General features: G+C 61.5%; 10 protein-coding genes. 3 read left to right on the top strand and 7 right to left on the bottom strand.

From position 1 onward, the window contains the following. Positions 1-671 precede the first annotated feature (671 nt). Positions 672-1883 (top strand): beta-lactamase family protein, encoded by a 1212-nt coding sequence (locus LVY75_22265; protein XAZ21547.1) that lies wholly within the window; start codon positions 672-674, stop codon positions 1881-1883. 354 nt (positions 1884-2237) lie between these two features. Here LVY75_22265 and LVY75_22270 read toward each other — a convergent pair whose 3' ends face one another. The 3 genes from LVY75_22270 to LVY75_22280 form a co-directional block, all read right to left on the bottom strand. Beyond that, positions 2238-2732, bottom strand: coding sequence for a hypothetical protein (locus LVY75_22270; GenBank protein XAZ21548.1), 495 nt, complete (start codon positions 2730-2732; stop codon positions 2238-2240). A 153-nt stretch (positions 2733-2885) separates the two neighbouring features. Further along, positions 2886-3584, bottom strand: coding sequence for an HAD family phosphatase (locus tag LVY75_22275; GenBank protein ID XAZ21549.1), 699 nt, complete (start codon positions 3582-3584; stop codon positions 2886-2888). A 225-nt stretch (positions 3585-3809) separates the two neighbouring features. Then, positions 3810-4508 carry an SDR family oxidoreductase gene (locus LVY75_22280; protein ID XAZ21550.1) on the bottom strand — a complete coding sequence of 233 codons (699 nt, stop codon included), beginning with the start codon at positions 4506-4508 and terminating at the stop codon, positions 3810-3812. A 140-nt stretch (positions 4509-4648) separates the two neighbouring features. Between LVY75_22280 and LVY75_22285 the strand changes: the two genes are divergently transcribed. Both LVY75_22285 and LVY75_22290 read left to right on the top strand, forming a co-directional pair. Continuing rightward, entirely contained in the window at positions 4649-5545 is an 897-nt protein-coding gene (locus tag LVY75_22285) for a LysR family transcriptional regulator (protein ID XAZ21551.1), read from the top strand. 327 nt (positions 5546-5872) lie between these two features. Continuing rightward, positions 5873-6982, top strand: coding sequence for a sulfite oxidase (locus LVY75_22290; protein ID XAZ21552.1), 1110 nt, complete (start codon positions 5873-5875; stop codon positions 6980-6982). Positions 6983-7424: 442 nt separating this feature from the next. On the opposite strand, the gene LVY75_22295 is transcribed toward LVY75_22290, so the two are convergent. The 4 genes from LVY75_22295 to LVY75_22310 are packed head-to-tail and all read right to left on the bottom strand — an operon-like array spanning position 7425 to position 12651. Then, on the bottom strand, positions 7425-8876 hold the full coding sequence (locus tag LVY75_22295) for an HlyD family type I secretion periplasmic adaptor subunit (GenBank protein ID XAZ21553.1): 1452 nt from the start codon (positions 8874-8876) through the stop codon (positions 7425-7427). Further along, positions 8873-11017 carry a peptidase domain-containing ABC transporter gene (locus LVY75_22300; protein XAZ21554.1) on the bottom strand — a complete coding sequence of 715 codons (2145 nt, stop codon included), beginning with the start codon at positions 11015-11017 and terminating at the stop codon, positions 8873-8875. The genes LVY75_22295 and LVY75_22300 overlap by 4 nt, the downstream gene beginning before the upstream one ends. Before the next feature lie 40 nt (positions 11018-11057). Next, a complete protein-coding gene (locus LVY75_22305) occupies positions 11058-11369 on the bottom strand; it encodes a hypothetical protein (protein ID XAZ21555.1) in 312 nt (103 codons plus the stop codon). 49 nt (positions 11370-11418) lie between these two features. Beyond that, positions 11419-12651, bottom strand: a complete 1233-nt coding sequence (locus LVY75_22310; GenBank protein ID XAZ21556.1) for a GTP-binding protein — start codon at positions 12649-12651, stop codon at positions 11419-11421. Positions 12652-12765 lie beyond the last annotated feature (114 nt).

Consider the following 12765-nt stretch of genomic DNA (forward strand, 5'->3'; position numbering starts at 1 on the left):
CGCTAGGCCAGCAATACAGGTATACCAAGGCACTAAATACTGGGGGGGCAATGTCCGGCGATGATGTGAACGATGGCTGCGCGATCAGCCAGGAATAGTAGCGGGCGGCGAAGAGTATTGCCGCGGCGCCCTTCAGGACATCTACGACAAGCACACAGAAAGCTGGCCCTTTACCCAGGGTGCGCAATACGTTTGTCGCGCCGGTGGATTTCGACCCGTATTCCCTTATGTCAATGCCGCGAAGCATCCTTCCCATGAGGTATCCCGTTGGGATCGATCCGAGAAGATAAGCGATGAGCAATCCGCTACTGAGCGCAATCCAAACCATAAGACTACCCGCTGCCGCTATCTCTAATAAGAGCGTTAGGGCATCCCTTCGGCACCAACGTCAAGTCTGCGATCGGCGTAAGGTTGCTCGAATATGGATGGCAGCTATCGGCCCCAAGCGGACATAGATGGTCGCATCGACCCGGGGCCTCCGTCGCCACATTCAATTTGTCATTGCCTGCGGGAGGTCGAGAATTCCTCCCGATTGACCGCCCCTCGGTTGTCGTGTCTATTGGTCGCCAGCATCCCGGCCCATGGCGTTTTGCTAGCTAGGCCAGTATTTTATTCCCGATCTGTCATGTTCATTTCAAGAATGGCTAACTTCCCGGAGGGGCGGCGCGATCATGGAACTGGCTAGATGTCGAGGACTCGCCGCAGCAATCGTCCTTTTTGTCACGGGCGCGGCGTTTGCCGGCGAAACGCCCACGCAAACTCAGCGCGTACAGAAAGCGCTGGACGCCTGGCTCGCGGAACGCTCACCACTCGAGGGTGTCACCGGCATCGCCGCCTATGTCAGCCTTGGCGCATCAGGTCCGAACATCGAAGCCTTTGCAGGCAAGACCGGAAGAGCCGATGACGATCCGCCGGTAGACCAGAATACCCTCTTCGCCATGGGCAGCACGTCGAAGTCTTTCGCCGCCGCAGTGATCCTGAAACTGGAAGCCCAAGGGCTCCTCTCCATCGATGACACGGTCGGAAAGTGGTTGCCGCAATATCCCGCCTGGGGCAGCGTCAGCATCCGCCGCCTTCTCGATATGACCAGTGGTATCCCGAATTATTCCGAGACCGAATTCATTTCGCGCAGCTGGGTAGAGCAGCCGAAACGCGACTTGACCGCGGAAGAACTGATCGCCGCGGCATATCCCAACGGCAGCAACAACCTGCCGGTCACCGAAGGGTACCACTACTCCAACACCAACTACATTCTCGCCGGCCTGATCGCAGCCAAGGCGACGGGCAAATCCTATCAGGAGCTTGTCCGTGAACTGGTGATCCAGCAGCACGGCCTCCACTCCACTTTCTACTCTCCGGGGGCCTACCCACCGGACGTGATCGCCCGGCTGGCGCACGGCTATTTCGAAAACACCGCTTGCGCCGAATACCAGCCGCCCGACTGCAAGGAGAGTTGGAACAAGCCGATGATCGGTCGCGACGTGCGTGAAGACAGCACCTCCTGGGCTCAGGCCGCCGGCGGCGCAATCTCCAACGCGCGCGATGTTACCCGCTGGATGCGCGCCGTGTTCGAAGGCCGTGTGGTGCCGCCCAAGCAACAGGCCGAATGGATGTCGATGGTTTCGACCAAGACAGGTGAACCGATCACGCAGGTCGGCGAGGAGCATCCTCAGGGCTTTGCCCTCGGCCTCGTGCAGGGCATGATACCGGGCGGCCCGGCCTGGTTCTATCAGGGAATGACCCTGGGCTATCGCACTCTTTATGTGTGGTACGAGAAGGATGGCATTCTGATCACCGTGCAGACCAACAGCCAGCCGAACGACGACGCAAACAAGCTTTCCGAGGCCGTCGAAGCAATCCATTCAGCGATCAAGACACAATAGACAATGGTCTCGATAAGGTTGGACGGCCGAATTGGCCCGAAGGGCAGTCGACGCGTGCATCGCATGCCCTCGGTCACCACGGCAACATGGCAAGGCGCGATGGCGGGTATCTTCGCTCAGCAGTCGATGCTCACTTGAGAACACAGATTCCGTCCCGGAGGCAATCGATCTTGCGACGCTGGGCGCGGTCACGCTGATCAGCCCCACGACATACGCGCCCGCGCCTCGGCTGCTGTTCGTGCCGCCTTCGCGGACCGCCCCGGTATGACCGCTTCTGGCGCAAAGCGGCCAACCCTGAATGTCGGCTGTCGGCCAAAGCGGACGTTTCGCAGCAAAGGCGGTCAGTGACGGTGCCTAAAACGATCCGGCAGATCTCATGCGGGTGCAGAGTTCGACTGAGGGGAGTTTCACAATGGATGAAACGGTCTGCGCAAAACCGTACTTATCGTTCAGCTCGGTCAACTGTGCTTCGGTTGGCTTAGGTTCCAAGTAGACATCTGTGAATTTGGCTGAACCGTCTGGGCTGAAGGTGAGCACCATCGTCAGCGAGGATGAAGAAAGGGCTCGCACAACCAAAACGTCATTCGGGCGCGGAATGAAAGCGAGCTTGTCTAATATCTCTCGGACCGTTCCATTCTCATGGAAAAACAGTCCGCCATCTTCGAACCGCCAATAGGGTCCTCTGCAATTTTCGCCGTAGACATATAGATCCGCTGCCTCAAGTCGCTCCACATTCTCGCGGTCCAGATCATCAGAGCATGATGTGAGAAGGCATGAAAGCAGGACCACCGATAGGAATGAGGAACGGCGACCGTTTTCGATGTTTTGCAACGGGAGTTCAGTTGGCAAGGTCAAGCATCCTCAACGTATGGTAGCTCACCATCGCATCGAGTTGTAAACGGTTGCTCCAGTTTATTTGCTTAAGGACAGATTAACGGCTGCTTCTGGCGCAAAGCGGCCAACCCTGAATATCGGCTGTCGCCCAAAGCCGCCGCAATCCCTTCACGCCACAGTACGGTCAGCCGAGGCCGCGAGGATCAGCTCGCAGACGGCGTTGAGGTCGCTGACAATACCGGTGCAGAGGGATTGGATTTCCGGCGTTGGGTGAAGAAGGTCGGGGACCATGAAGGTCATCATTCCGGCCGCCGAGGCCGAGCGAACGCCATTGTAGGAATCTTCCAGCGCGAGGCACAGGGCGGGATTGACGCCCAGTCTCTTCGCAGCAGTCAGGAACGGATCGGGCATGGGTTTGCTTGCCGCGTAGTCTCCGTATGCAATGACCGCATCGAAACGGCCTTCCAGACCATGAGCCGAAAGATGGCTCCGAACGGTAGAGTGGGCCGACGACGTTGCGATGCCTCGCGGCAGTTCGAGCTGATCGAGGACATCGAGGAGTTCGAGAACGCCGGGCTTCAGCTGGAGTTCGCTCGCCGCCAGCGCCGTGAAATGGGCCATCACCGCTTCCCCATATTGATCAACCGGGAAATCCGGTCCCATCTGCTCCAGGATCAGAAGTCTGTTGCTGGTCCAGGGTACCCCTATCGTGCTCCGGATCAGCGTTATCGGCAGATTGAGCCCCGCGGCGCCTGACGCCGCGAGAAACGCTTGTTGATAGAGAGCTTCCGTATCGAAGATCAGCCCGTCCATGTCGAAGATCACGGCGGCGGGGATGTGAGGCAGCGTCATCGTTTGTCCATGCATGTATTTTCCTGCGTCGCAGTCATAAGCAAAAGCCGTGAAGGTTGGATCATACTTTTTCGATCTGGCGGGAAATAATGCGTCTAGCGCGGTACCCTGGGCACTTTGTCAAACGCCCAATCGGCGGTTCGCCTTCCGAACGACATGGTTGGGCCGCTGTCGGCCCTAAATGGTCATCTCCAGATGGACGTGATTTCCAGCGGCCGGAACAGCCCCGTTTGGCCTCGCTCAGCGACCGGCGCTCTGGCCACCGTCGACATGCAGGATTTCACCGGTGACGAACTCGGCCGAATCCAGGAACACGACGGCGCTTGCGACCTCGCTTGCTTCACCCATGCGGCCCAGGGGGTGGAAAGTGCCCAGCATTTCGTGATGTTCTTCAGGATGCATCGGCGTCTTGGTAACACCCGGCGCGACGGCGTTCACACGGATGCCCTTCTTGGCATACTCGATCGCCAGCACACGCGTGACAGCATTCAGGCCACCCTTGGTAAGCGCCGCCAGCGCCATGTGACCGCCGCTGATACCGTTGTCGATGCTGCCGGTGATATTCAACACATGGCCGTTCGAATGCTTCTCCATTTCGGCGATGGCCAGCTTGGTGATGTGGAAGAAGCCAGCCATGTTCACATTCATGACGGCATTGTAGTCTTCGATGCTGTTTTCGGTGAATGGCTTGCCGATGAAGATCCCGGCGTTGTTCACCAGCGTGTCGACGCGGCCAAATCGTGCGACAGCCTCTGAAATGACGCGCTGGGCGGTTGCGGGATCACCGATATCTCCAGCGACAGTCACGATGTTTGGATCTTCCGACGGCTCGATCGTTCGCGAAATTGCAACAATGCAGTAGTCGAGCTTCCGGAACGCCTTGACGATTTCAGCGCCAATGCCCTGCGAAGCGCCAGTGACGATAACAACTTTGGTCATGATCTTGCCTTTCCGTAAAATATCCTCGGTGCGGTTGCGCATGGAATGCGGTCGGACCGTGTTGAAGCCGACATATTGTTTGTTTCGCCGCCCGTGATAAGGAATCCCGATCCAAAAGCACCTTTCGGGAAACGCGAGAAATGGATACGATCGACGCGTTGCGCCTTTTCGTTGGCATTGCCGAGACGGGCAGCCTGTCCGCAGCGGCTCGTCACGCGTCAGTGGCTACCTCTACGGTCACGGTCGCGCTGCAGCAGCTCGAGGAACGGGCTGGCGTGAGCCTCGTCACCCGCTCCACACGGCGCTTGTCCTTCACCCACGAGGGACGGCAATTCCTTGCGGACTCGCGACGCATCCTGGCCGACTGGGATGCAGCGATCGTAGGTGCACGTGGTGCGCTATTGAGCGGACCGATCAAGATCACCGCCCCGCAGGAATTTAGCCAGCTCGGACTGGCGCTCATGGTCGATCGGTTTCTTCTCGAACATCCGGCTGTAAAGATCACACTGCATTTCGCGGACGACGTCGTCGAGTTGGTCGGCAACGACATCGATGTCGCCCTGCGCTTCGGCCCTTTGAATGACTCGAGCCTGATGGCGCGTTTGCTGCTGCGAGGCAGCAGAGTCGTGTGCGCATCGCCGGCCTATTGGAATGCGCGAGGCGTGCCTCGCAAGCCGGATGATCTCACGGAGCATAACTGCCTTGTGCACGCACGCCCCGACGCTGCCTCCGCCGCCTGGCCTTTCCTGGTGGAAGGCAAGCCGATATCGGTCCGCGTTCAGGGAGATCGCGTTGCCAACGACAGCGGCGCCCTCCGCGATTGGGCACTCGCGGGACGCGGCGTAATCAGGAGGGGAGCCCTGGGTATCCGGAACGAATTGAGTACCGGCCAGCTTGTCACCGCGCTTGATGTATTTTCAGTCGGGGACGCGAACCTGTATGCCGTTACGACAGGACAGTTGCGCAACCAACGGGTCATCGCATTCATCGATTTTCTCGAACAACAGCTTCTTGCTGCCTATCCCGCCGTACGCTGATGACTTGCGTGGATTGATTTCCGCGCGCTCACAGTTCGACTGCAATGGGGCAATCCGTCTCCGAATGCCGGCCGATTCCCGCTTTGACGGCGAACTTGTCACCAACGATCGAGAACCCGAATATATCCGCTTCTGGCGCAAGGCGATCAGGACCGCCGTCGGCCCCTTTGCTGTCATTCGAAGTCGATCCGAGCAACGTGCGGCATGTGCTAGGATGCCGCACGAATCCGAAATGCGACAGACGTGCTGCGAGGGGCAGTGTTATCGTACCGGAATTCGCGCGACCGAGAGCCGACGTTGTGTTCTTCAAAGGGGAAGACGAGGAAGATGCCGACAGCACAGCAACCCAGTCTGATAGTTCGACAGAAATCACCTGAAAACATCGAGTTTCCGTTTGCGTCGCTCTCCGATTGGCTGATCCCAGCCGAACTGTTCTTCGTGCGAAACCATTTCCCGTCGCCGGACCTCGATGCGCGAGACTGGAGATTGCGCATTGACGGGGCGGTGGAGCGGCCGATCGAACTTGACCTCGAAAGCATCAAGGCGATGCGGAGCACGAGTTTGACCGCCGTCGTCGAATGCGCAGGCAACGGGCGCGTCTACTATGAGCCCCCGAGGGAGGGCTTGCAGTGGCAGAACGGAGCCGTCGGCAATGCCGCCTGGACAGGTGTTCTTCTGCGCGAGATCTTGGAGATGGCGGGCGTCAGGCAAACCGCATGTGAGGTTCTGCTCACAGGCGCCGACAGAGGCGTCGTCGACGCGAACAAGAAAACGGCTTCTCCCGGCCCCATCGCGTTTGCGCGCAGTCTGCCGCTTGAGAAGGCCATGGCCGACAGCACGATCCTTGCCTATTCGATGAACGAACGGCCGCTGACGCGCGATCACGGCTATCCGCTGCGCGCGGTCGTGGGCGGCTGGTTCGGCATGGCCTGGGTCAAGTGGATCACGCATATCACGGTTGTGGAGCGACCCTTCCTTGGCTACTGGCAGGCGCGCGACTATTTCCGTTGGGAGCGCGGCCTCGGGGAACCCACGCTGGTCCCGCTTGCGCAGATGGAGGTCAAATCGCAGATCGCGCGTCCCGTACAGGGGGCGCATCTCGTCGCCGGCCAACCGCACCGGATTTTCGGAGCCGCCTGGAGCGGAGAGGCTCCTATCCGGCAGGTTCAGGTCTGCACCGGAGATGGCAAGGGCTGGCGCGAGGCAAGGCTCCTCGAAACAGAACGTCCCTTTGCATGGCGCTTGTGGGAGTACATGTGGACCCCTGAAGACGTGGGGCAATATACACTGCGATCTCGCGCGACCGATGCGGCGGGGTGCGTGCAGCCCGACGTCCAGCGTTCCGACTGCGAGAGCTACGTGGCCAATTGGATCATTCCGGTGAAGGTTACGGTCGTTCCCGAGCCGAAGACCTACGAAGAGGAATTCGTGATCTGATCACCGCCTTGGGGGAATGGCGGCTTTTGGCGCAACTGCGACCCGGTTGTCACTCGAGTTCGCTTTGGACGCCGACGCCCGCCTCAAATTCCCCTCATCCCTGTGCTCGTCACAGGGATCCAGCCTGCCCAAGTCTTTGGGCAGGAAAGACTTTTTTGCTTGAAGCATATTATGAGTCATTCACCGCGCAGACGCGCGGTGGCTGGATCCCTGTGACAAGCACAGGGATGAGGGAGGGTGGGGCAACGCCTCGTCCCTCCTGCAACGTTGGAGATCCGGAAAGCGGCGCGGCAGATTTTGCCTTTTCCGCGGGGCCGAAGGACGGTCGACACCTGCCCCTTACCCCCCAAAAACAGGTTTGGGGGCAGCGCCGTGAGCGGCGGCGCGCCCCCATCCCATGGCGTGTGCAGGAGGCCCCTCGCCTGCACCGCCGGCGGACCTCTCAGTTTGGTTCGCGGATCGCGTCATCCAGCCCGCGCAGGAGCGGGTAGAGGAAATAGGACATCACCGTCCGGTTCCCGACCTTGATTTCCGTCGAGACGGTCATGCCCGGCAGCAGCCGCACCGGCACGTCGGAGACGTTCAGCCTGGTATCGGCAAGCAGGATGCGCGCCTTGAAGAAGGGTGCGGCCGGCGGCTGGGCGGTGGTGGCGTTCGGGTCCTGCTGCTGGCCGGTCACGAACGTGTCCTGGCTGATCGTGCGCACTTCGCCCGAGGCCGTGCCGTATTTCTGGAAGGGATAGGCATCGAGCTTGATGCGGGCTTCCTTGCCGACGGCGATGCGGCCGATGTCGCGGGTGTTGATCGAGACTTCCGCTTCGAGCGGCACGTTGATCGGCACGAGTGTGACGACCGGCTCGGCCTCGCGCACGACGGAGCCGACCGAGCGTTGCGCCAGATCGAGCACGACGGCATCGGCCGGCGCGGTCAGCGCCACCATGTTGCGGCGCAGCTCCATCTTCTTCTGTTCCTCGCCGGCCATGTCGCGCTGGCTGCGCAGGTCGACCAGCTGTTCCATCGCGGCGCGGCGGAAATCCTCGACGAAGGCCTGCCGGTCGGCGCGCAGTTTCGCATAGGCATGGGCCGCTTCGTCGGCCTTGCCGCGCACGGCGGTGATATCGGCCTCGACATCGAGGCGGGCGTCGCGCGAGCCGAGCATGGTGAGCAGCGAGCCGCTTTCCTTGTCATAGAGCTTCTTTCGCGTCGCCTCGATCTGCGCGAGGTTATCGCGCCGGTCGTTCAGCACGGCCTCCTGATTGCGGTTTGCCGCAATCACTGACGATTGTCCGGCGATCTGCTGGTCGAAATTCTGCAGCTGCGCCATGTAGAAGGCCCGCCGCTGTCCGAAGAGCTGCACCTGCAGCTGCTCGTCCGGCGTATTGCCGGCGATCTTTGAATAATCCTCGCTGGTCAGCTCCGCCTCCAGCCGCTTCACCTGGGCGTCGAGGGCGGAAAACTTCGCCTTCAGCTGCCCGACATCGGCCTGGCTGAAGGTGGCGTCGAGCGTTGCCAGCGTCTGGCCGGCATGCACCACCTCGCCGGCCTTCACGTCGATCGTGCGGATGATCGAGGTTTCGAGCGGCTGCACGACGATCGTCGGCTGCGTGGTGACGAGCTTGCCGGGCGCAATCACCACCTCGTCGATGGAGGAGACGGAAGCCCAGGTAATGGCTGCGGCAAGCAGTGCGGTGACGCAATAGAGCGTCATGCGGGCAACGCGCGGCGGCGCGCGTTCTTCCAGTTCGACGGCATCGGACTGGAACTCCGCAATGACAGGCGGCAGCGGCGGCCGGGCGACAAGCGCCCCGCCCTTGCCGGGCCGGCCCTGTTCCGGTGGTCCCTTCTCGGAAGGGACAGGCATGTTTTCGTCGGATTTTCTGACATGGGCGTTCATGCGACCTGCCTCATCTGCTGGGCCCAGAGATGGCGGTAGGTCATGCAGCGCGACACGAGCTGATCGTGCCGGCCGATATCGGCGACCTTGCCGCGATCGATGACGAGAATGGCGTCGGCATCGACAAGCGTCGAAAGCCGGTGCGAGACGATGATGACCGTGCGCCCGGCAGCGATGCGGCTGAGATTGTCACGGATGATCGCCTCGCTGTCCGGGTCGAGCGCGCTTGTCGCCTCATCGAAGATCAGCAGCTTCGGATCGGTGATCAGCGCACGCGCGATTGCCAACCGCTGCTTCTGGCCACCGGAGAGGTTGGCGGCATTTTCCTCCAGCATCGTGTCGAAGCCGCGCGGCAGGCGCTCGATGAACTCTTCCGCACCGGCGATGCGGGCGACCTGCATGATCTCCTCGATACTGGCATCGGGCTTGGCGGCGGCGATATTGTCGCGCACCGAGCCGCGGAACAGGAAATTATCCTGCAGCACGACGCCGATGCTGGTTCTCAGGTGCACGAGGTCGATCTCGCGGCTGTCGTAGCCATCCATGCGCACCAGCCCCTCCTGGCTCTGGTAGAGCCCCTGGATGAGCCTTGTGATCGTCGTCTTGCCCGAGCCGCTCTTGCCGACCACGCCGAAAACGCAGCCTGCCGGAATGGCGAAGGAGACATTGTCGAGCGCAGGCGCTGTATCCGGCGCATAGCGGAAGCTGACGCGGTCGAATTCGATGCGGCCATGCAGATGCGGCCTGACACCTCGGCCGCGACCCGCCTGCTCCGGCCGCTGGTTCATGATCTCGCCAAGCATGCGCACGGAGAGCGCCACTTCCTGATATTCATGCACCATGGTGACGATCTGCACGAGCGGCCCCGAAACGCGGCCGGCGAGCATGTTGAAGGCGACCAGCGCACCGATCGTCATCGTACCCGAGAACACGTCGAGCGCGCCGAGCCCGATGATCGCGACACTCATCAGCTTTTCGAGAAGCCCCGTCAGCGACTGGGCAATGGTGGAGATCTTCTCGACGCGGAAGCGCACGGAGATCGACTGGGCCGAATAATCGTCCCACACCTTGCGCTGGCGCGGCTCCAGCGCCAGCGACTTAACGGTGCGCATGCCATGCACGGTCTCCACCAGCAATGCCTGCCGGTCGCCCTCGGCCTGGTAGAGCGCCTTCAGGCGGCGCTGGAACGGGCCGACGAGCATCATCACCACGAGCCCGACAAGGGCAGCGAAACCGAGCACCACGAGCGTCAGCTTGACGCTGTAGAGAAGCAGGATCGGCACGAAGACGAAGAGCGACACACCGTCCAGAAGCGTCAGGAACAGGCGGCCGGTCAGGAATTCGCGGATGCGCCCCGTCTGCTGCATATGCTTGACGAGAACGCCGGCCGAGGCCTGCTCGAAAAGCGCGATCGGCAGGTTGAGCAGATGGCCGAATGTGCGGGTGGCGACGCGGATGTCGATCCTGTTCGTGGCGTAGAGCAGCAGGTAGCGGCGCAGGAAGCTGAAGGTCGCGTCGAAGATCAGCGCGATGCCGATACCGACGGTCAGGACGGTCAGCGTCGCATAGCTCTGGTGCACCAGCACCTTGTCGATGACGAGCTGGAAGAACATCGGCGTCATCAGCCCGAGCCCGTAGAGCACGAAGGCGGCGAGCGCGACATCGCGGAAGAAGCTGCGCTGCTTGATGATTTCAGGCACGAACCAGCGGAAACCGAAGGGCCGGTCCTCATCCGACATGCGATAGTTGCGCTTGAGCAGGATCACCGAGCCGAGCCAGGCCTTGGCGAACTGCTCTTCGCTGAGCATCATCACCTCGGCGCGTGAGGCCAGCGGGTCGAGAACCCGGATCCGCTCATCCTCGCCCTCCCCGACAGCGCCGGCGATGACCACCCAATTGCCGTTATTGAGTTCGGCAAGCACCGGGAAGGCCTCGCCGAGCTGGAACAGGCTTCGCCAGGTGAGATCGAGATGCCTGGCCCTCAGGCCCGCATCCTTGGCCATGCGCAACAGCTGCCGCACGGCGACGGGATCGTTGCCGACGGCATAATCGTGCTGCAGCCGCTCGGGCGCAAGATCGACGCCGTGATGGCGCGCGACGAGCGCAAGACAATGCAGGTTCGTATGCAGAAATCCACTCATGGCCCACCCGAAACAAAAGAGACCGAGGCTCTACTCGCTGTCAGTTGAAGTTCGGCGAGGCGTTCGAAGCGCCGGCCTGCGTCGCCTGGATATCGGCCGCCGCAGCAGCAGCGGACATGTCGCCGATGCGGCGAACCGCGCCCGCTTCGACGAGGCCGCCAAGCGCCTTCTGCATGAGATCGACCGCATTGGCGAAGGCGTCGACCGGCATGATGATACGCTGGCGGAAGACCGGCTTCGGATTGTTGTTGGCATCGCGGTCGGTCGCCGACAGCGACATCAGGTCGATGCGCACGATCGTGCCGGTGATGGTGATTTCGCCGATGCCGTCTGCATAAAGTTCGTTGCTCATTGTTCTCTCTCCCTCTGGTTGACGTCAAAATTGTTGGCCGGAAGCGGCTTCACACCTTTCGGCCCGATGCATGCATATCGTGCTGCCAGGCCGGAAACGGATCGCAAAGGCCGATGGCGCTCTCCGGGTCGAAACCCGTCTTCTCCCCGGTCAGGCAATCGTCGAGTGCCGCGCGGATCGCCGCCTCGTCGAAGCCGGAGCCGATGAAGACCAGCTCCTGGCGGCGGTCGCCCCAGACCTCGTCCCAATGCCTCTCGATCAGCTGGCGGAATTGCGGATGGCGCGGCCACTGCGCCTGCGGCACCGAGGCCCACCAGAAGCCTCTCGTCCCGATGCGGCATTGCGTGCCGGCAATCGACAAGAGGCCGATCTCGTCCGGCCGCGTCGCCAGCCAGAAATGGCCCTTCGCCCTGATGATGCCGGCAAGCGGCGCTTCGAGCACGCGGGCAAGCCGCGCCGGATCGAAGGGCCTGCGGCTGCGATAGACGAAGCTCGAAATGCCGTATTCCTCGGTCTCCGGCACATGGCTGCCCCAGCCGAAGAGCTCCTTGTGCCAGAGCGGATGGCGGGCAGCCTTGGCCTCGCTGAAAAGGCCGGTATCCATGATCGCGGACAGCGGCAGCTGGCCGAAGACCGCCTCGATGACGCGCGCATCCGGATTGAGCGCCGCGATCACCCGGCGAACCTCCGCAAGCGAGGCGCAGGGCACGTCGCCTGCCTTGTTGATGACGACGACATCGGCAAATTCGATCTGCTCGACCAGGAGTTCGACGAGCTTGCGCTCGTCATCGCCGTCGCGCCGCTCGCCGCGATCGGCAAGGAACTCAGCGCTCTGGTAATCGGCGAGAAGATTTACCGCGTCGACGACGCAGACCATCGTGTCGAGCCGGGCCACGTCGCAAAGGGCCGCCCCGCTCTCGTCACGGAAGGAAAAGGTGGCTGCGACCGGCAGCGGCTCGGCAATGCCCGTGCCCTCGATCAGCAGGTAGTCGAAACGGCCGGCGCTCGCCAGTCGCCGCACCTCGCTCAGGAGATCGTCACGCAGCGTGCAACAGATGCACCCGTTGGTGAGCTCCACAAGCGTCTCGTCCGTGCGCGAAAGGTCTGCACCCCCTTCGCGCACGAGATCCGCATCGATGTTGACCTCGCTCATATCGTTGACGATGACAGCAACGCGACGACCCTCACGATTACTCAGTACATGATTGAGGACAGTCGTCTTGCCGGCGCCGAGAAACCCGGCGAGGACGGTAACCGGCAATCTGTTGTCTGTACGCATCATCGATATTACTCGTTACACAGGCTTGGTCTGACATCCTCGCGACGTCTGGAGCGCGCACCGCGCTCCAATTGTATTCACGCAATTCCAGCAAAACCGCTGCGCGCTTTTGCTGGA

It is taken from the genome of Sinorhizobium sp. B11 (genome assembly GCA_039725955.1).
In the GTDB taxonomy this organism is placed as follows: domain Bacteria; phylum Pseudomonadota; class Alphaproteobacteria; order Rhizobiales; family Rhizobiaceae; genus Rhizobium.

What these genes read in the sequence shown, in the direction of transcription:
- LVY75_22265 (XAZ21547.1), top strand. Translation starts at nt 672, where the DNA reads ATGGAACTGGCTAGATGTCGAGGACTCGCCGCAGCAATCGTCCTTTTT.
- LVY75_22275 (XAZ21549.1), bottom strand. Translation starts at nt 3,584, where the DNA reads ATGCATGGACAAACGATGACGCTGCCTCACATCCCCGCCGCCGTGATC.
- LVY75_22280 (XAZ21550.1), bottom strand. Translation starts at nt 4,508, where the DNA reads ATGACCAAAGTTGTTATCGTCACTGGCGCTTCGCAGGGCATTGGCGCT.
- LVY75_22285 (XAZ21551.1), top strand. Translation starts at nt 4,649, where the DNA reads ATGGATACGATCGACGCGTTGCGCCTTTTCGTTGGCATTGCCGAGACG.
- LVY75_22290 (XAZ21552.1), top strand. Translation starts at nt 5,873, where the DNA reads ATGCCGACAGCACAGCAACCCAGTCTGATAGTTCGACAGAAATCACCT.
- LVY75_22295 (XAZ21553.1), bottom strand. Translation starts at nt 8,876, where the DNA reads ATGAACGCCCATGTCAGAAAATCCGACGAAAACATGCCTGTCCCTTCC.
- LVY75_22300 (XAZ21554.1), bottom strand. Translation starts at nt 11,017, where the DNA reads ATGAGTGGATTTCTGCATACGAACCTGCATTGTCTTGCGCTCGTCGCG.
- LVY75_22305 (XAZ21555.1), bottom strand. Translation starts at nt 11,369, where the DNA reads ATGAGCAACGAACTTTATGCAGACGGCATCGGCGAAATCACCATCACC.
- LVY75_22310 (XAZ21556.1), bottom strand. Translation starts at nt 12,651, where the DNA reads ATGATGCGTACAGACAACAGATTGCCGGTTACCGTCCTCGCCGGGTTT.